Consider the following 21,612-nt stretch of genomic DNA (forward strand, 5'->3'; position numbering starts at 1 on the left):
GGGCATCAGGCGGTGCCTGCGAGGTTCTTGCGGCGCTCTGCCATGTCCGTGCGCTCGAAGTAGTGTGCCACGGTGTCGTCACCGAGGCCGATCACCCCACCGATCGACAGCGCCTGCACTCGGGTTCGTGCACCCTTGACGGTCATGAGGGTGATCGCCTCCACGGCCTCTGCGCTGCCGCCGATCGCGACAATGCCATGATTGCCCAGCAGTACGACCGATGGCAGCTCGCCACGCGTCGCCACGTAGTCGCGTAGACGCTGAAGGAAGAGCCGGCCCAGCGCGATACCGGGCGCCGCGTACGGCACGAAGAGGGGGGTACCGATGACAAGGGCCTCGTCGGAGTAGACCCACTGCGCGAAGGCGGACTCCGCGTGCACGCTTGCGAGCAGACCGAGCACCGATGTCGGATGGGTGTGCGCGACATAGGCGGTGGGCTGCACCGACTGCACGGCCACGTGCACGAGCGTCTCGATCGACGCGCGCCGCCTCGTGCCGGTATGCTCACCCGCATCGAGCATCTCGGTGAGGTCCTCCTGGGTCGAGGTGGCGTCATCCATCAGGTCGATGAGAGGTTGAACGTCGGTGACGACGAAGTCGTCACGAGTCACAGCAGACATGTAGGCTCCCGATGCCTTCACGACGATTCGACCATCGGCGAGGCGCTGGGAGGTGTTGCCCTCGGCCAGGATCACCAAGTCTTTGGCGGGCTCGCCCAGGGAATGAGTCAGGGCGACGAGATCGTCGGTCACAAGTTCGGGTTGCCAGATGGTAACCATGGGGATCTCCTTATGGGTCAAGAGTGGGCAGCGCTTCAGTTGTCAGAGCGCATCGGGCGTGGGGCCGCGCTCGACGCGCGGGTGACAAGTTCGGGGACCAGCAGTTCGTGGTGGTGCGCATGGGCCTCGCCACGGTCGATCTCGTCGAGGAGCAGGCGCACTGCTTGCCGGCCCATTTCTTCACGCGGCTGACGTACGGTCGTAAGAGGAACAGTGGCTGCTTCCGACCAGGACAGATCGTCAAAACCCACGATCGAGACATCGTCTGGTACGCGGATGCCGCGGTGTGCGAACTCGAGGAGCACGCCGAGCGCGGTGAGGTCGTTGCCGCACATGATCGCGGTCGGCAGTTCGGCGGTGGCCCGTGCGGCGAGCGCTGCGCCTGCCATTCGTCCATCGGTGATTCGCCACGAGTCGGTAGGGACTCGCTCGGGAACAACATCAACTTCAGCGAGCGTCGCGGCGAAGCCGTCGAAGCGACGATTGGCCTGCAGACTGCTGGCGAAGTTGCCGACGAAGGCGACGTTACGGTGGCCGAGCGCAATCAGGTGCTCGGCAGCCAGCCGACCTCCCGCGACATCGTCGGTCTTGACCCAGCAACGCTCGGTCTTCTCGTCTACGCGGTCCACGTTGACGAGGGGGATATCGCGGGCATCGAGGCGCTCGACCGTCGCGTCGAGGGCGCGCACGGGCGCGATCATGATGCCGTGAACGCGCTGCTGCACGAGCAGGTCGAGGTTGTCCTGTTCACGCGCGACATCGTCGCCGTTGTGCACAATGACTACTCCCACGCCGAGTGACTTCGCTTCGGCCTCTGCGCCCAGGGCGACGTCGACGAAAAACGGATTGGCCAGATCGGCCAGGGCGAGCCCCAGGGTGCGCTGGCGACCGGCAGGGTACTTGCGGGCTCTTTGGATGGGGGTGAAACCCAGATCGGCGATTGCCGCCAGAACGCGTTCCCGAGTCTGGGGGGCGACGTAGCCGGGACGGTTGAGGACGTTACTGACGGTGCCCGCCGAGACGCCCGCATATTTTGCGACATCGTGAATGGTCGCCATCGTCTTCCTCCATCCTGCTGGGGACGGGTGGAGCCTGCAACGAAGAACGTTGCAGGCTCCACCCCCTGTGTTGATTCAGCTCGACCCGGGTGGAGTCAGCTGGCAGCTGTGCTTAGAACGAGAAGTCACCGACGTTGGACTTGTCGAACACGAACATCGGGCCGAGGACAACCTCTCCCCCGGCGCCGACAGTGAAGTCTCCGAGCTTTCCAGCGGTGAACTTGTCGCCCTCCTTGCCTGTGATCGTGCCCTGAGTGAGCGCGTCCGCGGCGTAGGTGGCCAGGTACCCCAGGTCCTCAGGATTCCAGAGACCGAACTGCTCGATGACGCCGCTCGTGACGTAAGTCGCCATTTCGCTCGGCAGACCGAGGCCAGTGACCCACACCTTGCCCTGGAACTGCGGGGTGTCAGACAGGTAGTGTGCTGCTTCCTTCACCGACACCGTGTCCGGAGCGATGATGGCCTTGAGATCCGGAATGCTCTGCATGAGTCCCTGAGCTGCTTGGTAGGCCTTCTGGTCAACGTCTTCGCCGTATGCAACCTGGGCGATCGTGATCTCCGGGTGTTCCTTCTCGATGAGAGCAGTCATCGCATCGACCCAGGCGTTGAGGTTTGCGGCGTTGGCACCACCGGAGAGGATTGCGATGGTGCCTCCGGCCGTTCCGAGGTGCTTCGAGGTCAGGTCGACCAGTCCCTGGGCGATGCCATCGACCGTGGCCTGGTTGATGAAGATGTCGCGGCAGTCGGTGTCGGTGTCGAAGGCAACGACCTTGACGCCAGCGTCCTGTGCCGCCTTCAGATCGTTGCAAACGGCAGCCGGGTCGTTCGCCGCGATGGCGATCGCCTTCTGGCCGGTCTGGATCGCCGTCTGGATAAACGGAACCTGATCGGCCGAACCGGTCGAGGTCGGACCGACCTCGGAGAAGTCAAGGCCGAGTTCGTCCGCAGCTGCTTTGGCACCTTTGTCCGAGGCCTCGAAGTACTTGTTACCAAGGCTCTTGGGGATAACGGTCAAGCTTCCGGCGCCAGCGGCGTCGGTCCCGGTGGAGCCGCCCGTGGGTGCGGCGCAGCCGGCCAGCAGCACCGACGCGGCCGCGATGGCCACGGCGATGGATGCAGCGCGCCTGTGCGCCGACTTACTGAATGTGAAATTCACTGTTTTGCCTTTCTAGTGGTTGCTTGGTACAGATTTCGGATTTGGGATTGCCCGGTGCTTTTCAACGCCTGCCGCGATTACGGAGGCCTTCGACCGCCGCCGCCGCGAGATGAATCCCGCAATACCGGCGACAACGACGGAGAAGATTAGGGTGGCGCCAGTGACGATGCTGATCGTGTCGGAGCCGATACCGGCGAGCTGCAGCGTCTTGTTCAGTGTTGCGATCAGCACGCCGCCGGCCAGTGCCCCGAGTATTGAACCGCGGCCGCCCCAAATCGAGACGCCGCCCAGCACAATGGCTGTCACGACCTGCAACTCAAAGCCAAGGCCGTTCGTTCCAATCGCATTGCTGTACTGCAGCGTGTAGTACACACCGGTCGCCGACGCGACCAGCCCGCTGAGAACGAACAGAATGAGCCGTGTGCGATTGACCCGAACGCCCGAGAACGCGGCCGTCTCGGAGCTCAACCCGATGGCGAATACACCGCGTCCGAACGGAGTGAGGTGCAATACCACCGCGAAACCGATCGCGACGACGATGATCGCCACGGTCACCATCGGAACTGGAGCACCGACGAAAAGCGGAGCGCCGATGAACTGCGTGACCTCACTCGGAAAACCCGTGATCGCCGTGGTGCCAAGCAGCCCGACGGCGATGCCGCGAAACAGCGCCAAAGTGCCGATGGTGACCGCCAGGCTCGGCAATCCGACGACCGTCACGAGCACGCCGTTGAGTAGGCCCACCAAGCCACCGCCAACGACCGCGACCCCGGCGGCCAGTGGAAGGGGAATTCCAGCGTGAAAGCTCAACCCGAATATGGCACTTGAGAAGCCGACCACACTGCCGACCGACAGATCGATGTCGCCGGTGATAATGATCAGGGTCACCGGCAACAGCATGAGCAGGATCGGCGCGGAGTTCAGGATCATCGTTAGGTAGGTATACGGCTGAGCAAAATACGGCACCGTGGTGATGGCAAAGATGATCAGCAGGATGATGGCCAGGACGATTGCCGTCTCTGTCCGCAGCAGCATCCGGCGCCACAGCGTGCGGCTATGCCTGCGGTACTGTGCGGCAGCACGACCTACGGCGTTGGTCGTGATCGTTGCGGTGTCGGCGCTCATGTCGCAGTCCCCTTTCTCTTCGCCCGGCGAATGCGGGTGATGAATACAATGCGGTCGAGCAGGATGGCGCCGACGATCAACACACCGACGATGGACTGCTGCCAGAGGCTCGGCACTCCGAGAACGGGAAGCGCGTTGCTGATAGTGGCGAGAAAAAACGCGCCCAGTGCGACGCCCCAGATCGTGCCGGATCCGCCGACGATGGCGACTCCGCCCACCACGGCTGCCGCTACAGCCTGCAGCTCATATCCGGTACCGACCTGCGCATCACCGGTCGCGAAGATCGCGAGGTAAACGAGCCCGCCGAGACCGGCAAGGGCGCCGCTCGCGACGAAGGCTGTGACCGTCAGACGACGCTCGCCGAGCCCGAACAGCGTGGCTGCCTCGGGGTTGGAACCGAGCGCGTACAGGTCGCGGCCCACCCGCCGACTCGTCATGAACCATCCAATCAGCAAGACGATGATCGCGACAACGATCAGCAATACCGGAATGCCCAGGAACTGCAGGGTACCGAAGGAGCGGTACTCGTCAGGCAACCAGCTGGATCGAATAAAGTGCGGGCCGATCCAGAGGATCGCGATCCCCCGGTAGGTGTACAGCGTGCCCAGAGTGATAACCAGCGATGGCACTCTGAGGAAGGCGACCAGCAGGCCGTTAACGAGTCCCAGGAAGGCCCCGAGGAGGATGCCGCTCAGGATGACCAGAGGTATCGGGATACCCGGAAAGTTGGAGAACAAGCTCCCGGCCGCGTACGCCGAGAGGCACAGGATCGAGCCGACCGACAAATCGATGTTGCGGGTGATGATCACGATCGCCTCGCCGAGAGCGATGAGGATCAGAATCGTTGGCTGCCGAAGCAGCTCACGCCATCCGCCGTCGCTGAAGAGGAACCCGGGTTGCGTCACACTGGTCAGCGCCACGAGCGCGAAGATCATCACGATCAGGCCGACCTCGCGGGCGCGGAGGATCCTGCCTAAGAATGAACGCCGTCCTTGGCTCACCGGGACGGTGTGCGTCACGCTCATGCGGCCACCTCCGGTGCGTGCGTCGCGGCGTACATCACATTCTGGGGAGTTGCCGTCGCGCGCGGCAGTTCCGCCGTAATCCGACCTTCACGCACCACGAGCACACGGTCCGCCATACCCATGACCTCCGGCAGTTCGGACGAAATCATCAGCAACGCGACGCCGGTTCCGGCCAGCTCGGACAGCAGGCGGTGCACCTCGGCCTTTGTGCCCACATCGATGCCACGGGTCGGCTCGTCCACGATCAGCAACTTCGGTTTTGTGGCCAGCCACTTCCCGAGTACGACCTTTTGTTGATTTCCGCCGGAAAGCATTTGTGCCTCGGTGTCGAGGGCATACATTTTGACCTGCAAGCGCGCCGCCCAGGTACGAGCGCTCGGCTCTTCGAGCGGTGCGATGATGAATCCGAATCGGGCCAGCTTGTGGCGGATCGCGAGAGTGATGTTGCTCTGTATGCCCGCCGTCATCGCCAGGCCCTGCTTGCGCCGGTCCTCGGGAACGAAGCCAATGCCGAGTCGCATCGCCGCCGCGGGGCTCGTCCGGGGCACGCTGATACCGCCCATTCGAACCGATCCAGAGTCGTAGGGGTCCACGCCGAACACTGCACGGGCGATCTCACTTCGACCGGCACCGACGAGGCCGGCCAGGCAGACGATCTCACCCGAACGCACGGTGAAACTGACGTCCTGGAAAACTCCGGCGCTGGTCAGGTGCTCCACCTCGAGTACGGGTTCGCCGATCAGTGCTTCCTGCTTGGGGTACAGGTTGTCGACGCTTCGACCAACCATTTGATGGATGATCTCGTCTTCGGTCGTGACGGTCGTCAAGTTCGTGGCGACGTAACTGCCGTCCCTCATGACGGTGATGACATCGCAGAGGGCGAACACCTCGTCAAACCGATGGGAGATGAAGATGAGGCCCTTTCCCTCGTCGCGGAGCTGGCGTGCGATGCCCATTAGACGCTCGACCTCGATTCCCGACAGCGCCGCAGTCGGCTCGTCCATGACGATGACCTTGGCGCCGACCGAGATTGACTTGGCGATTTCGACGACCTGCTGGTCTGCGATCGACAGTCCTCGCGCCTCGCGGTCGGGATCGATCGGCACGCCAAGCCTTTGCGTGAGCTCGCGAGTCTCGCGGCGCATTTTCGCGCGGTCCAGCGCGCCAAATCGGGTGTACGGCTGACGGCCAACGAAGAGGTTCTCGGCGACCGAAAGGTCGGGGAACAGCGTTGGCTCCTGGTAGATGACAGCGATGCCCGCGGCTTTTGCCTCGCGCGTATTGTGAAAGTCGACGCTTTCCCCATCCAGCAGAAATGTGCCAGCGTCGCGGCGGTACAAACCGCCGATGATCTTGACGAGCGTCGACTTGCCCGCGCCGTTCTCGCCGATGACGGCATGGATAGAGCCGGCCTTGAGGACCAGCTCTGCGTTGACCAGCGCGGCCACCGCGCCGAAAGTCTTGGTAACGCCATGGAGTTCCAACAGTGCGGTGTCATTCATGCTGCGCTCACGTCGATTTCGATCACATAGGTACGGCTCTCGCCCGGCTCCAGTCGGGGCAACGTGCCGTTGGCGCGTGCAGCGGCGCGGCCCTGGATTTCGGGGGTGTTTGCAGGTTCGAGACCCAGCACATAGTGCTTTGTGGCGGTCAGTTTCCATTGAAAGATCGCCGGTAGCGTCTCGGAGTAACGGAGGGTGAATGTCAATCCCCGGGCCGCGTTGGTCACCCGGGCGACGCGCTCATCGCCAGCGGTGTGGATATAGACCTGCTCGCGCGTGCCGGCCTTGGGCTCACCAATTTCAGCCCGCTGGTTGAAACCAGTGGCCGCGTCGGGGTCACGGGACGTTACGGAGGCGGCGGGGATGTCGATGACGGTCCCAGCGTCGAGCAGCGGCCACCCGAGGTTGACGTGGTAGAGCACCATGTGCGGGCTCATGCTCTCGCCCTCGTTCGTCACGGTGTCCTCGATCGTGAAGGAGGTGGACCCGACACGCGAGGTGATGCGGCGGCGCAGCACGAGATTCTCCTGGAATACGCCCGTCTGGCGTACCTCGCCGGCCACGGTGATCAGCGCGGGCGTCACTGTGACCTCCGTCACCCGCGCCGGCACGGCCCCGATGCGGCCGTGCATGCCGGACACGCCATCCTCATCGTCGGCGGGCGGGCCGAAGGTGTCGAGTCCACAGGTCGTCACGAGGCCACCGCCAAAGGTGCGCAGCCACCCTCGCCCGGCAGGCTCGTATGCGTCGGAACGCGTGATGCCAGTCGATGAGAGCCAGGCAAGCGGGATCCCATTAATGGTCGCGGCACCAATATCGAGGGCGCGGTCGGGATGAACGTCGAACTCGAACCCGCCGCCGTTCACCACTCGGAATCGGCGAGCCCCACGTGCCGGACCATCATCCTCAACGAAGCGATCGACGCGCGCGACCTGATCAAGCGATCCGACCCGGAGGAGGGCCTGGCCGACCGGGGTTCCGAAGATTTCAGACAACGCCCAGCTCCAGATTTCCGGGACCGAAATGCTTCAGGATGACGATGTCATCGGTTGCGCTGCGGTTGGTGATCGTGACGCCAGCACGGGCCGCCGATTCGGAGACGAAGAACTCGTCCTGGCTGAGTTGCCCGAAACGGATGAGCGTCGCTGCCTGCGCGTCATGCACTCCGAAAGTGCCGCCGCCCTGAACAAAGAGGGCGCCGTAAGCATCCTGGTCCCTGATCGTTACCGTTTGGCCTGGGCGTACCGTGAGCTCTTTGGCGCTAAATGAGGTGGAGCGGAAGACGATCCAGTTCTCGACATAGCTTGAACCGCCGTCGGCCGCTGACGTGGAGGTGCTGTACGGACGCATGAACCGGTTGGGTACAAAATCGACGTCAAGATTCTTTTTCCAGTCCAAAAGGTCGAGAAGAAACTCATAGTCGCCGTGGTGCGTTGGGGGCACGTCCTTCCAGAGCAACTCCTCGGGGACCTCCTTGTTGTTACTCCACGATTCGCACATTGCGAACACGTCGCTGGCGGATTGCGGCTCATAGGTGCAGATGCTCGCCGGAGCGTGCAGAACACCCGCCGGAATGTCCCATCCCGTTCCAAGTTGAGTTCGGTATCCGAGCGACAGATCGGTGATGCGATTGTCGCCACCATCGGCGAAGCGCATGAGACGCTCCTTGACCTGGTCGCGGGTAGTGCCCGGCTGAAATCCGAAAAAGGAGATGGGTTGCAGGCCCAGGTTGTCGTTCATATGGGGCGAGTAGTAGTACGCCTCTGGCTTTCCTACCTTGTCGACGAGTGCGGCCTTCTCGTCAGAGTGGTGCACGTGGAAGGGCAGGGGCATCAGGTTGTCGTAGAACTTGGAGTACATCGTCCAGCCTCCGAAGCGGTCCCACAATCGCGACCCGATCACGTCGGCCTTATGGTGCTCGACAAAATCATCGAAGGGCAGGAGGCCGCCGTCGGGGTCGACGACGAGGCTGAGGCCTTCGTGGGCCCCGGTGAGTGGACCGTTGTCAGCGCGAATCGACGAGGCAAGCCAGCGCTCGTCAATGCCGCCGCGCCCCTGGCCGAGCGGGAAATAGTCATCCGGGTGCAGTCGGATGCGCTTGCCAGGAGTGCAAAAAGCACGGGGAACCCAGGTGGGTGCAAACCGAACAATTCCCTTGCCGGCGTCCAACGCACGATCGTGCGCGGTTGCCGATGTGACGATATTTTCGTAGGCCTCAGAGGTCATCGGTGACACTCATCTTTCAGTTCGTGCATCACCCAGGAGGCAACGCTGCCAACAGGACCGGTTCAATGAACCGTCTTTTGGGACAGTAACACCACACTCGTTGTGCGTCAATATATTTATTCAACACACATTCGCTCCCACAAACTCAAGCAGATAAGTGTATTAGTGTTAGATAACGCGAAAAGTTAACATACAAGTTACAAAGAATCGAGACCGTGGTGGCCACAACCGGAAGTACCGAATCCGAAGAGCGACGCCGGCAATTGCTGGCCTCGCTTGAGCACGAGAACGTCATTCGACTGACCGAGGCCGCAGGGACTCTCGGTGTCTCAGCCATGACCATCCGTCGTGATCTGGCCGATCTCGAGGCGGAAGGACTGCTGCGCCGCGTGCGTGGCGGAGCGATCTCGGTCATCGGCCCACGCCCCTTCGAAGAGCGGCGTTCCGTGCGCTCGCGGGCGAAAGAACTCATCGCAGACAAAGCTCTGGCTCTGGTTCCACGTTTCGGTTCTATCGCTTTCGATGCGTCGACGACCGTTGGAACCATGGCGAGCAGGCTGGGTCCGAGGTCCGGTCTCATCGTGAGTACGAATTCCTATCCGACCTACGCGAGTCTCAAAGGAACCCTCGGAGTGAACCCCATTCTCATCGGTGGCGAGACGGAAGAATCAACGGACACGTTCGTGGGCCCACTGGCGGTACAGGCCGCCCAATCGTTGCGCTACGTCAGGTTCTTCGCATCGGCCAGTGCCGTGGACGCCACGTTCGGGACCACTGAGGTTTCGCTGGCCGAAGCGCAGATGAAGCAGGCCTTCGCTCGGGTGTCCAAGGAGATCGTGCTCTGCATCGACTCGTCGAAGCTGCACCAGCAGGCCACGGCGGCGTCCCTGGAATTGTCGAAGATTGCAGTTCTCATCACCGAGCTCGACCCGGGCGACAGCCAGCTCGATGAGTTTCGAGATCGCGTCGAGTTGCGCTGAAGCAGCCACGAACGAGTCGTGACCTTTCGTGTGCTTATTTGTTATGTTTCACAACTGCGCACATTTAGCGTATGGTCATCCAGCAGACCACCTTCACCGACGCAGGAGCAGGAGCCAGAACGATGACGAACCGAACCGCGGCCGAACTGGTCGCTCGCAGCAACAGGCTGGGCAGCGATCCCAAGGTTACAAACTTCGCTGGTGGAAACACCTCCGCCAAGGGCACCGACACCGACCCCGTCACGGGCGAGCCGGTCGAATTGATCTGGATCAAGGGTTCCGGCGGCGACCTCGGCACGCTGGCCGCCTCCGGTCTTGCCGTGCTGCGCGTCGACCGGTTTCGCGCCCTGCAACACGTGTACCCGGGGGTGGAGCGCGAGGACGAGATGGTGGGAGCATTCGACTACTGCCTACATGGCACCAATGGTGCGACACCGTCGATCGATACCTCGATGCATGCATTAGTCGATGCCCAGCACGTCGACCATCTGCACCCCGACTCGGGCATCGCGATCGCAACCGCCACCGACGGCGAAGCGCTGACCAAGAAGATTTTCGGCTCCAAGGTGCTTTGGGTACCGTGGCGCCGACCCGGATTCCAACTCGGACTCGACATCGCTGTGCTCCAGAAGCAAAATCCGGATGCCATTGGGTGCATCCTCGGCGGACACGGCATCACGGCGTGGGGCGAGACATCGACTACATGCGAGGCGAACAGCCGCTGGATTATCGACACCGCCCAGGCCTACATCGATGCGATGGGTTCGAAGACACCGTTCGGTGCTGCAGTCGCCGAGAATACCGCGCTGCCACAGCACGAACGCCGAGCCAAAGCCGCCGCTCTCGTTGCCACGATTCGAGGCATCGCCTCGCAGGACAAGCCGATGGTCGGCCACTTCACCGACGACCCCCGCGTGCTGGAATTTCTCGGTAGTGCCAATGCAGCCAAACTTGCTGCTCTCGGCACAAGCTGCCCAGACCATTTTCTGCGGACCAAGGTCAAGCCGATGTTGCTCGACTTGCCGGCCGGAGCATCCGTCGCAGCGTCTATCGAGCGACTGAAGACACTCCATGAGGCCTACCGCGTCGACTACACCGCCTATTACGACAAGCATGCAGCCTCAGACAGCCCCGCCATGCGCGGCGCAGATCCGGCCATCGTTTTGGTTCCTGGGGTCGGAATGTTCAGTTACGGTGCCACGAAACAGGTCGCTCGCGTGGCCGGGGAATTCTATCTCAACGCCATCAATGTCATGCGGGGCGCCGAGGCGCTCTCCACCTATGGCCCGATCTCCGACGCAGAGAAATTCCGCATTGAATATTGGGCACTCGAGGAGGCGAAGCTGCAGCGGATACCGAAACCCAAGAGCCACCAAGGCCGGATCGCCCTCGTCACCGGAGCGGCATCGGGCATTGGCAAAGCCATCGCCATACGGCTCGCGGCTGATGGCGCCTGCGTCGTCGTCGCGGACCTCGACCTGGAGAAGGCGCAGGCGGCGGCAGCGGAATTAGGTTCCGTCGATGTGGCCATCGGCGTCGCTGTCGACGTCTCCGACGCCGACGCCGTGAAAGCCGCGGTCGATGCAACGCTGATGGCATTCGGCGGTCTGGATCTTGTCGTGAACAACGCCGGGCTGTCCATTGCGCGCTCATTGCTGGAGACCACTGAGACCGAATGGGATCTGCTCCACAACGTCATGTCCAAGGGATCGTTCCTGGTCTCGCGCGCCGCAGCGAGCGCCCTCATCGAGCAGGGAATGGGCGGCGATATCGTCTATATCTCCTCGAAGAACTCGATCTTCGCTGGCCCGGATAACATCGCATATTCGGCGGCAAAGGCCGACCAGTCACACCAGGTTCGGTTGCTCGCTGCTGAGCTGGGCGGGTATGGAATCCGCGTCAACGGCATCAACCCTGACGGTGTCGTGCGGGGTTCTGGCATCTTCGCGTCGGGCTGGGGCGCTAATCGGGCCAAGACCTACGGCGTCAGTGAAGAGAACCTGGGCCAGTTCTACGCTGACCGAACTATATTGAAACGGGAGGTCATTCCCGAGAACGTCGCTGACGCGGTGTGGGTGCTCACCGGCCCCGCATTGAGCCGGACGACGGGTGTGCATATCCCGGTCGACTCCGGCGTCGCCGCCGCGTTCCTGCGATGACCCGATGACCCGCGCAGCTGTCGCCGCAATCGATCTCGGCGCGACCAGTGGACGTGTCGTGGTCGGTCGCTTCGACGCTGACACTGTGCGCCTCGACGTAGTCGAGCGATTCTTGAACAACCCCGTGCGCTGCTGGGAGGGAACAACAGACGGGCTGCACTGGAACGTGCTCGAACTGTTTCGTTCAGCCCTGATCGGCCTCCGCAAAGCAGTGATTGAGGAGCCTGATCTGCGCAGCATCGGAATTGATGCCTGGGGGCTCGACTATGGGTTGTTGCGTGGCGGTGCGCTGCTCGGTAATCCCTACTCGCACCGCGACGAGCGCACACTCGAGGGCGTGCGGGCGACCCATGAGCTCGTCTCGCAGAAGGAGCTGTATGCCGCCAGCGGTATGCAGTTCATGCCGATAAACACCGTCTATCAGTTCACCGCCGACCGGCTTGCCGGACGGGTGCAAGCTGGCGATACAGCCCTGTTGATACCCGATCTCATGGGGTACTGGCTGACTGGCGTGCCTGTCGCCGAGCACACCAACGCCTCGACGACGGGTTTGCTGGACATACACACGCGAGGTTGGTCGACCAAGCTGGCGAACAGCCTCGGGTTCACAGCGAGCCTGTTCCCGCAGTTGGTCGAACCTGGAACGACGCTCGGCCCACTGCTGCCGACCGTGCGAGCCGAGGTTGGCGGGCAGATCCCCGTTGTCACCGTGGGGTCGCACGACACGGCCTCAGCCGTGGTCGGAGTGCCTGCCCGGGGCGATGAATTCGCCTACGTCTCGTGCGGTACCTGGGCGCTCGCCGGGGTCGAACTGGAAATGCCCGTGCTCAGCGAGGCGGCCCGCGTCGCCAATTTCACTAACGAGAGCGGGCTGGACGGTCGCATCCGCTTTCTGCAGAACATCACGGGACTCTGGCTGCAGTCGGAGAGCATCCGCACGTGGGAGCGGGCGGGACTTCAGATCGACCTTCCTGCACTCATCCGTGAGGCCGCGGCCCTACCGCGCGGTTCGGTGTTCGATGCCAACGATCCGCGCCTGCTCACGCCTGGCGACATGCCCGCGCGCATTGCGCAGTGCTGCCTCGAGGCCAATCAGCCTGTGCCGCACACTCTGGCGGAGGTCACGCGCGCAATTAGCGAGAGCCTGGCCGAGGCGTTTGCACACACCGTTCGCACCGCTTCGGAGCTGTCGGGCAAGACCGTGAGGGCCATCCACATCGTTGGCGGCGGATCGCAAAACGCCCTCCTGTGCCAGTTGACCGCCGACCGCAGTGGACTGCCCGTGATCGCTGGTCCGGTCGAGGCAACCGCCTTCGGAAACGTGCTCGTGCAGGCGCGCACCGGGCGGCTCATCTCGGGCAGCCTCGAGGCGATGCGGGCCGTCATAACCCGGTCGGTGACGCTGCAGCATTACGCGCCGCGCGGGTGACATCGCGCCGGAATACGCCCGCACGGGAGGGGGTTGATCAAGCGTTTCTGGTGCACCGGCATATTCCGTCTGTCAGACTCGGCGTTAATCGCACGACGCGACCACCGAACTGAATGGATTCCATGAGCAAGCACCTTGTTGTCGGAGCCGGCCTCATCGGCCGCCCCCTGGCCGAACGCCTCGCGGCCCGCGGCGACACCGTGACCATTGCCACCCGCTCGGGCTCGGCCGCCGCAGGCGCGACTGCTCTGGTACTGGATGCGAGTGATCCGGCAGCTTTTACGCACGCCGCAGCTAATGCTTCCACCATCCTTCTCTGCACGAATCCGCCCTATACCGATTGGGCTGCACAATGGCCGCCCATCTACGAGGCGGTGATTGCCGCCGCATCCGCTACCGGTGCCAGGATCGTCGTGATGGGTAACCTGTATTCCTATGGGTCACCGACCGGCGCCATGACCGAACACTCGAGCGAAACGACCACCGAAGCCAAGGGACTCATTCGCCGCGAAGGTTGGGCAAAGTTGCGCGCCGCGCATGACGCCGGCCACATTCGTGCTGTCGAGGTGCGGGCCAGTGACTACTTCGGGCCTGGGGCCACCGGCACCGCGCACCTGGGCGAAGCGTTTTTCACCGCTGTTCTTCGCTCAAAGACGGCTCATGTCGTGGGTAAGCCGCACCTCGCGCACAGCTGGAGCTACCTGCCCGACATCGTGACCACGCTCATCGCCGCGGCAGACTACACCGGCGACTGGGGCCGAATCTGGCACGTTCCGAGCGGTACCGTCAGCCGTGTCGACATCGTTGGGCAACTCAATGCGCACTACGGCACACGGGGAAAAGTCACCGGCTATCCGCAGCTGTTGCTGCGGTCCCTCGGGGTGGCCAATCCGATGATGCACGAAGTGTGGGCGTCGAGTTACCAGTTCGTGGTGCCGTTCGTGATTGATGCGACCGAGACCGAGCGTGAACTCGGTGTCGCCGCCACGTCGTGGAACGAGGCACTCATCGCCACCGCAGAGAGCTACCGCAGCCAGATCTGATCGAGGCGCTTCTGCAGCCGGTGCCTCAGCTCACGTGTACGTGCGGGCGCCGTTTGGCGTTCGGCTCCGACTCACGCAACACTTCGCGGGTCACCGGTGCGATCTCGCCCTGGCCGGTGACGAGGAACTTGAACATATTCGAGATGGGGTTGTTCTGGGTCCACTCAAAATAGATTTCCGGGATGATGCCGGTCTGGTCACGAATCTCCAGAAGCACGGCCGCAATCGTGTTCGGCACATTGCCGCTGGTCACCTGGAGAACCCGGTAACCGTGTTTGGCCACGCCGCTCACGACGAGATCTTCCTCAAAGTCCGACGAGTCTGAGGGGAGCACTTCGAGAAAGATGATCGGTGAGCCGGTCGGTATATTGCCGAATCGGCGTTCGTCGCGGCTCTTATCACGGTACTCGGTTTCGGTGTCTTCGTCGGGCTCGTGGGAGATGATTCGCACGACGTCGTAGTCCTCGGCGTCGCCCGTGACGAAATCGAGGGCCGAGGAATCCAAAGTGATCGACGTCGCCCTGAGTTGGAACGACCGACGCACGCGCGAGACGAGGGAAGTCACCATGATGCCCACGATGAACAGGGCGGCGATGCGCACGCCGTCGGGGCGTTCGACGATGTTCGCGATGGTCGTGTACGCCATGATCGCGGCGATTATGCCGAAACCAATGGTCGGCCAGCGTTGCCGTCTTTTGCGGGCGGACAGGGTGACCGCGACGGATGCCGACGTCATCAGCACGAGCACGCCCGTTGCGTAGGCACCGCCCTGGGCGTCGACGCTGGCCTGGAAAGCAATCGTGATCACGAAGGCGATCCCGATGAAAACCAGTACGAGCGGGCGCACGGCCCGGGCCCATTGCGGTGCCATGCCGTACCGCGGCAAGTACCGAGGCACGAGGTTAAGCAGACCGGCCATAGCGGATGCCCCAGCAAACCAAAGGATGCAGATGGTGCTGATGTCGTAGACGGTGCCGAATGCGTTACCGAGGTATTCGTGGGCGAGGTAGGCCAGGGCGCGACCGTTGGCGGGGCCGCCGGGCTGGAAGGCGGCCTGCGGGATCAGAAACGTGGTGACCAGGCTCGACGTGATCAGGAAACCGCTCATGATCAGTGCCGCTGTGGTGAGCAGCCGTTTAGTGCCGCGTATCCGGCCGACGGGATTGTCGTCGCTGTCGGTCGGGCTTCCCGTAACCTGCGGCATCACGGCCACACCGGTCTCGAAGCCGGACAGGCCCAAGGCCAACTTGGGAAACACGAGCAGTGCGATCCCCACCATGACGAGCGGATTACCGTGCTGCACGGTGAGCGCCGCCCACCAATCCGTGATGACCACGCTATTCGTCGCCACGTGCTCAATCGCAACCATGATGACGATCAGGTTGAGAATGAGGTAGACCGCAACAAGAACCACGGCGATGCTGATTGCTTCCCGAAAGCCGCGAAGGAAGACAATTCCAAGCAGGGCGATGATGAACAACGTGATCGGTACTTCCTGACCGTGAAACCAGGTTGGCGTGAACGGATTCTCGACTGCGTGAGCCGTGGCATCCGCTGCCGACAAAGTAATCGTGATCATGAAGTCCGTTGCCGCGAACCCGAGCAGAACCAGCACGAAGAGCTTGCCCGACCACCACGGCAACAGCTTCTCCAACATATGGATGGAACCGGATCCCCGAAAACTCTCGGCAGCCACTCGCCGATACACCGGCAGGGCACCGAGCAGCGTCAGGGCGACGAGCACGATGGTCGCGATCGGCGACAACAGCCCCGCAGCGAGTGCCGCGATCGCCGGCTGATAGCCCAGCGTCGAGAAATAGTCGACACCGGTCAGGCACATCACACGCCACCATGGCTGCGTCTTTTCGGCCGTGGCCGCGTGCGGTCCCACCCGCGATCCCTGACGGTCCCCAGTGTCTTGCAATAGCCACGCTTTGACACTTTTGGCCGAAGCCCGCGATATGGTCACGAGCACACCCTACGCCCTCGCAAACTACCGCAAGAATTGCTTTCACTTTCATTTACTGCACGCTTCTCGCTGCGGCCGAACAAGGGGGCAAGCCGCCATCTGGTGACCCCTACTCGACCTGTACGCGACGTTTGCGGTTGCGTGGTTGTGAGCGCGAGAGAGGACCACCGCAAAGATCAGGAAGACGGCTGTGCTCAGCCATCCGCTTATCTCTCCCAGCTGCGGAATTACGAGCAGCCCGCTCACTCCCAGCAGAATCAGCACCCCGGCCAAAACTGCGAACAACCGCATGCCATAAAGCAAGATGAAGACGAGGTAGTGCCCGCCAACGAAGAAGAGCTCAGCCGGAAAGAAGGGTACGGGCTCATAGCTCCCGAGGGCGACGGCAATCAGCAAGCCGAGGGGCACGGTAAACGCGCACTGCATCGCCAATGCCGCCGAAGAAGAGCGCAGCCATACCGCCAGCAACGGAGCCCCAAGTGAACACCGCGCTCGCCGCCGCCCAGATGACCGCGGACACCAATGGTCCAGGGAAGCCGGCACGATAGATTCGTCGAACATCGGCCTGTGCTTGTGAAATGTCCATGACATCCACCGTGATCGAGCCGAAGAGCGAGTCGCACACTCGTCAGAGCCCACTTCGATCATGGCGCACCAGTCGCGACAGGACCAATCAGAGCCGCGTTGCGACGCTGTGTCAGGGCGCGCGAGTAGCTTCAGCAGCAGTCTTCGTGCTCGACGTCGCGTTCCCCGGTGAGCGCAGCCACGGGCACTTTGCAGGCGTCGCCACGCCAGGCCTCGAAGCCTTCCCGAACGGCGAAGACCACGATCACGAGGGCTGCAACCGAGTCCGCCCACGCCCAACCAAAGAGCGTGTTCAAAAGTAGCCCGACCAGCAGGGCTGCGGAAAGATAGGAGCAGATCAGGGTTTGTTTCGAGTCAGCGACCGCCGAAGCAGAGCCCAACTCATGGCCGGCGCGACGCTCGGCGAAGCTCAGAAAGGGCATCACCAGTAGGCTGACCGCTGCCAGCACAATGCCGACCGTGCTGTGCTCCGCTTCGCGAACGCCGAAGAGGGACAGGCCGGCATCCACAATCACATACGCGGCGAGAGCGAAGAACGCCCACGCGATGACTCGCAGCGCGGTCTTTTCTCGCTTCTCCGGATCAGGCGCTGCGAACTGCCAGGCGACAGCGGCAGCGGAGAGGACCTCCACGATGGAGTCCAGGCCAAACCCGATGAGGGCGGCTGACGATGCCACGCTGCCGGCCGCGATCGCAATGATGGCTTCGATGACGTTGTAGCCAATGGTCGCCGCGACGATCCACCGAATCCGGCGGCGGAGAACCTGCGTTCGGTCAGGCTGGATCGCAACAACTCGGTCATTGCTGGAGAGGCTCATGCGTCGTTCCCGCAGCACAGCGGTACGTCGCAGTCCTCATCGACGCAGCCGACACCGTCATCGATAGCGAGCACCACATCCATCAGGGCGATTAGCGCCCTGGTCACGTGAGGATCCGCGATCTCATAGCGAGTCGAGCGTCCCTCCGGAACGACGGCCACGATTCCGCAGCCTCTGAGGCACGCCAGGTGGTTGGATACGTTCGACCGCGACAACTGCAGCTCGCGCGCCAACGCACCCGGAAACCCCGGGCGTTCGAGCAAGGAGAACAGGATTCGAGACCTGGTGGGATCGGCCATCGCTCGACCCAACCGGTTCATCACGTCAACCCGCGAGGCAATAGTCAGCATCCACTGACATTACAGCAGGGGCTGACCAATCACCACGGTCCTGCCAACGCAGTGTCAATTAGTACTGATCGTGCCCGATTGGATCGGCCCGGAGGCGGAGCGCGACCCACAGTCCACATCGGCGGCAGATGTAGGCATTGTCGCTGAGGGCGTGCAGCCTGCGGCGCGGATAGCTGCGACCGCAGCAGGAACAGGTGAGTTCTGGGGTGTTATCCATGAGCCGCGAGCGCTGCCTCAATCTGTTCTTGGGTGGGAGCTCCGGCCATTCCGTTCGGCGTTACATAAATCCGGCAGGCGAGATCGCTGGTGCGGCCATCCGTCGGGAAGAGATCAACACCGTCGACGAGGATCGTTGGCGACCCAGCAAATAGGACTTGCCCGGCTGTCTCGGCGGAATCGATCAGTGTGGATGTGATCACTGTGTTCGAGTGCATCGTGTTGTCGACGGCGCGCTGCAGGCGGATGAGGGCCTGTACCGAGTTCGGACAGCCTGCAATGTAGAGCAGCTCGATTGTTGTCATGGATTCTTTTCCTTTTGAGGGGGCCATCCATATCATCCAACGGATGCGTCGCCTCGCGATACCGCGGATGGACAGAAATCAACGTGGGTACCCAGTATTTTCCGCAGGACAGTCTTTCAGGTCGATGCGAGCTAGTTGTAAATCTCGATGAGGCTCGGGTCGGTCAGCTCAATCTGAGCGACACCTTCGTACAGTGTGATTTGGCCGGAGGTGCACAGGGTCACGCCGCCGTCAATCGGCTCAAGGTCGCCGACGTCCCAAACCACGATCTGAAAACGTTCCGGGTCGGGGTAGTCGCGACCGAGGTTGAGGAACACGTCGTCTTCCGAGTTGCCGCCGCCGGCGAGTGGCCCGCAGACGCGCTGCGTCGAACCGGCGTAGTCCACAGCATGGTTCCAGGGGATCCCGCCGCCAGGCTGCTCTTCCGCGGCCGCGGCAAATGGGAGCGGGGTTGGAGCGCCAGGAGCCGGATCTGCCTGGTAAACCCAGTTTCCGTTGCGGTCCTCGACGCAGCTAAGCTCTACGGCCTTCCGCTGAGCCAGACCGGCCGGTGCCGCGACGAGCGCAGCGCAGGCGGTGGCAGGATCGACCGGCGATGACTCTTCGGTCAACAGTTCAGCCGCGTTGGGCTCGTCATAGGAATAGGAGCCCGAGCTGCAGGCGGTGAGCAGAAGCATCGAAGACAGGGCCGCAGCAGCTGTCAGAGCGGCGATTGGAGCGCGAGGCGATCGGGGCATGGGCAAAGACTAGGGCATCGCCGACGGACGTGTGTGTCCCAGTCCGAATGGGCGTCCAGCGGGCAGCATGCCCCCTTCGGCCGAACACGTCACGAGAAAATCGCGGCCGCTGAACGACTAATACGCGGAGACTCGAACCAAGAACATCACATTCCGAGTCATCTTCATCAAGACTTCGAAGTCGCACAGATTCGGAACTCCCCCGACAACCGGCACGAAAGGGGCACCACGGGCTCACGAGCCTGGGCTAACCTAGCGGGATTCGGACATGACTTCATCGCGACCGCAACTGCCAAAACCCCCCAATTGACCGGAGATTTTTTACAAAGCTGGGGTACCTGGACTCGAACCAAGAACAAATGATAGCCGTCGGGGTGGCCGTGCGCACCTGCATACGGGGCAGACTTCCGCGGAATTCCGCGGTTCTCATGGGGTTTAGTGTACGCGCTGTACGGTGAAATACGGCCTGAATCTGGTCAGATTTTGGGGTTTATGGTTAGTTTCTGGTCATGGGCCGTACCTTTACGTGACCGGGCGCACGTTGGCGTCAGGCTCGCCAACAATGTCGCGCGCGTATCCGGTATTGCCCGGAACCCCTGGGAAGGCCTCGACCCCGCAACTCTGACCGCTTAGAGCGATCACTTCGATAACAGGCGAAGGCCCGTTACCTTGCCACTTCCCTATCCAAGCCGCGACACGACCGCCTTGATCAGTGGCCAGACACGCTCCACGGACTTGTGATTCACCCTTTCCGCGGAGGAATGCAGGGCCTGAAGCTCGGTGCCGATCGAGATGATATCGGAGACGGGCACCCGCCGACTAAACATGCCGAGCTCGAGAGAACACTGGGACACCTCGACGTTTGGCTCTGTGCCGAGCACGTCACGGTAGGCCTCCGATGCCGTCCGAAGGAGTTCCGATTGCGGACGATACGGGAACTCCGGAGCGTCGAGGCCGTAGAGTTCGCACACGACACCACCACCGGCGAGCGCCACGAGCGCCTGTACTCGCTCGATCAACTCGTGTTTCCGCGAGGTGAGGGCCGACGTCACCGTCGACATCACACGTGCACCTTCGGGAGTCGGCCGCAACGTTCCCACGTTGTTGGACGTCTCTACACGACCGGGCACGTGCAGATTCCAGCTGACCACCCCGTGAGGAATCAGCCGCAAAACAGACATGAGACGAAGCCCCGCGGCGTGTGAAAACGCGATGTCGGGACGGTGGGCATCTTTCAGCTCGACGCGAATCGCCGGGTCGGAAATCTGGTACTCACTCTTGAGAGCTGCATCCAGCTCGGCGATGAGCGCCTCGATCGAATCCAGGTGTATGTCCTCGAAAACGATGACAGCGGATGCATCGGCCGGGATGGCACTATTCTGAGCACCTCCGAAGGGGGTGGCGATGCGCAGGTCGTACGTGGCGGCCAACCGGTGCACCGCGCGGGCCAGCACCTGCAGAGCGTTCGCGCGCTCCAGCTGAATGTCGAATTCGCAGTGACCGCCATTGAGCCCACGCACCTCCAGCGACCGCGCAGTGGTCAAGGCATCCGGTGTTCGTTCAAACTCGCCCGGAACATCAACCGTGAACGTCACGTCCCCGCTGCACCCCGCCAGAATCTCTTCATCGGTAATCCAGTTGAAGTCGATCATGCGGCGCCCAGTGAGTTGCGCAACGTCGAACTGTCCGGCACCCACCTTCCCCTTCTCTTCCATGGCGGTGAGGACCGCTTCCAGCGGCGGATGAGGAATGTCCTTCGATTCCAGCAGCGCGAGAATGTAGGACACTCCTATTCCGTTGTCCGCCCCCAAGGACGTTCCTGCCGCCGAGATGTACTCGCCGTCCACGACGAGGCTCAGTGGTTGGTTCACAAAGTCGAATTCGACACCTTCGGCTTTTTCGCAGACCATATCCAGGTGGCCGTGCAGGATCAGGGGCTCGGCATTTTCAAGGCCACCCTGACCGGGCTTGCGCACGAGAACGCAGTGCAGGTCATCCTTGAATGCCTCCAGTCCACAGGAGCGCGCAAAATCCACGACCCACGTGGCGACCTGTTCCTCGTTCCCCGATCCTCTCGGGATGCTGGTGAGCACTTCAAAGAATCGTAAGACCTCGCGGGGTTCGAGGTCGTCGAGCACTCCAGAGTTGGT

Annotated in this window: 18 protein-coding genes; 4 read left to right on the forward strand and 14 right to left on the reverse strand. The window is 62.4% G+C overall.

Going from position 1 to position 21,612, the window contains the following annotated elements; all coding sequences use genetic code 11:
• Positions 1-5: 5 nt before the first annotated feature.
• From CXY77_RS01550 to CXY77_RS01585, 8 genes are all read right to left on the reverse strand, one after another.
• Complete coding sequence (locus CXY77_RS01550) at positions 6-779, reverse strand: class II aldolase/adducin family protein (protein WP_104088298.1); 774 nt, start codon at positions 777-779, stop codon at positions 6-8.
• A gap of 35 nt (positions 780-814) precedes the next feature.
• Positions 815-1,837: a LacI family DNA-binding transcriptional regulator gene (locus tag CXY77_RS01555; RefSeq protein ID WP_104088299.1), complete on the reverse strand. Its 1,023-nt coding sequence runs from the start codon at positions 1,835-1,837 to the stop codon at positions 815-817.
• Between the two features lie 112 nt (positions 1,838-1,949).
• The gene (locus CXY77_RS01560) at positions 1,950-2,993 is read right to left on the reverse strand and encodes a rhamnose ABC transporter substrate-binding protein (RefSeq protein WP_092341255.1); all 1,044 of its coding nucleotides are present in this window, start codon (positions 2,991-2,993) and stop codon (positions 1,950-1,952) included.
• A gap of 12 nt (positions 2,994-3,005) precedes the next feature.
• A complete protein-coding gene (locus tag CXY77_RS01565; RefSeq protein ID WP_104088301.1) occupies positions 3,006-4,118 on the reverse strand; it encodes an ABC transporter permease in 1,113 nt (370 codons plus the stop codon).
• Positions 4,115-5,143, reverse strand: a complete 1,029-nt coding sequence (locus tag CXY77_RS01570) for an ABC transporter permease (RefSeq protein WP_092341257.1) — start codon at positions 5,141-5,143, stop codon at positions 4,115-4,117. Before CXY77_RS01570 ends, CXY77_RS01565 begins: the two co-directional genes overlap by 4 nt.
• Positions 5,140-6,645: a sugar ABC transporter ATP-binding protein gene (locus tag CXY77_RS01575; protein ID WP_104088303.1), complete on the reverse strand. Its 1,506-nt coding sequence runs from the start codon at positions 6,643-6,645 to the stop codon at positions 5,140-5,142. Before CXY77_RS01575 ends, CXY77_RS01570 begins: the two co-directional genes overlap by 4 nt.
• A complete protein-coding gene (locus CXY77_RS01580; RefSeq protein ID WP_104088305.1) occupies positions 6,642-7,640 on the reverse strand; it encodes an aldose 1-epimerase family protein in 999 nt (332 codons plus the stop codon). Before CXY77_RS01580 ends, CXY77_RS01575 begins: the two co-directional genes overlap by 4 nt.
• Positions 7,633-8,871 carry a hypothetical protein gene (locus tag CXY77_RS01585; protein ID WP_092341260.1) on the reverse strand — a complete coding sequence of 413 codons (1,239 nt, stop codon included), beginning with the start codon at positions 8,869-8,871 and terminating at the stop codon, positions 7,633-7,635. Before CXY77_RS01585 ends, CXY77_RS01580 begins: the two co-directional genes overlap by 8 nt.
• 215 nt (positions 8,872-9,086) lie before the next feature.
• Between CXY77_RS01585 and CXY77_RS01590 the strand changes: the two genes are divergently transcribed.
• The 4 genes from CXY77_RS01590 (at position 9,087) to CXY77_RS01605 (ending at position 14,482) form a co-directional block, all read left to right on the forward strand.
• Entirely contained in the window at positions 9,087-9,851 is a 765-nt protein-coding gene (locus CXY77_RS01590) for a DeoR/GlpR family DNA-binding transcription regulator (protein WP_233197162.1), read from the forward strand.
• A gap of 122 nt (positions 9,852-9,973) precedes the next feature.
• Positions 9,974-12,010, forward strand: coding sequence for a bifunctional aldolase/short-chain dehydrogenase (locus tag CXY77_RS01595; RefSeq protein WP_104088429.1), 2,037 nt, complete (start codon positions 9,974-9,976; stop codon positions 12,008-12,010).
• Positions 12,011-12,014: 4 nt separating this feature from the next.
• On the forward strand, positions 12,015-13,439 hold the full coding sequence (locus CXY77_RS01600) for a rhamnulokinase family protein (RefSeq protein ID WP_104088306.1): 1,425 nt from the start codon (positions 12,015-12,017) through the stop codon (positions 13,437-13,439).
• A gap of 122 nt (positions 13,440-13,561) precedes the next feature.
• On the forward strand, positions 13,562-14,482 hold the full coding sequence (locus CXY77_RS01605) for an NAD-dependent epimerase/dehydratase family protein (RefSeq protein ID WP_158252736.1): 921 nt from the start codon (positions 13,562-13,564) through the stop codon (positions 14,480-14,482).
• A gap of 25 nt (positions 14,483-14,507) precedes the next feature.
• On the opposite strand, the gene CXY77_RS01610 is transcribed toward CXY77_RS01605, so the two are convergent.
• The 6 genes from CXY77_RS01610 to pepD form a co-directional block, all read right to left on the reverse strand.
• Positions 14,508-16,322, reverse strand: a complete 1,815-nt coding sequence (locus CXY77_RS01610) for an amino acid transporter (protein WP_233197167.1) — start codon at positions 16,320-16,322, stop codon at positions 14,508-14,510.
• Positions 16,323-17,167: 845 nt separating this feature from the next.
• A complete protein-coding gene (locus CXY77_RS01620) occupies positions 17,168-17,854 on the reverse strand; it encodes a cation transporter (protein WP_092341265.1) in 687 nt (228 codons plus the stop codon).
• Positions 17,851-18,204: a helix-turn-helix transcriptional regulator gene (locus tag CXY77_RS01625; protein ID WP_092341266.1), complete on the reverse strand. Its 354-nt coding sequence runs from the start codon at positions 18,202-18,204 to the stop codon at positions 17,851-17,853. The genes CXY77_RS01620 and CXY77_RS01625 overlap by 4 nt, the downstream gene beginning before the upstream one ends.
• Positions 18,205-18,413: 209 nt before the next feature.
• The gene (locus tag CXY77_RS01630) at positions 18,414-18,725 is read right to left on the reverse strand and encodes a thioredoxin family protein (RefSeq protein ID WP_092341267.1); all 312 of its coding nucleotides are present in this window, start codon (positions 18,723-18,725) and stop codon (positions 18,414-18,416) included.
• A gap of 131 nt (positions 18,726-18,856) precedes the next feature.
• Positions 18,857-19,462: a hypothetical protein gene (locus CXY77_RS01635; protein ID WP_140425441.1), complete on the reverse strand. Its 606-nt coding sequence runs from the start codon at positions 19,460-19,462 to the stop codon at positions 18,857-18,859.
• Positions 19,463-20,142: 680 nt separating this feature from the next.
• On the reverse strand, positions 20,143-21,600 hold the full coding sequence (gene pepD, locus CXY77_RS01640) for a beta-Ala-His dipeptidase (RefSeq protein ID WP_158252737.1): 1,458 nt from the start codon (positions 21,598-21,600) through the stop codon (positions 20,143-20,145).
• Positions 21,601-21,612 lie beyond the last annotated feature (12 nt).

This window comes from Cryobacterium sp. N21, from assembly GCF_002929575.1.
In the GTDB taxonomy this organism is placed as follows: Bacteria; Actinomycetota; Actinomycetes; order Actinomycetales; family Microbacteriaceae; genus Cryobacterium; species Cryobacterium flavum.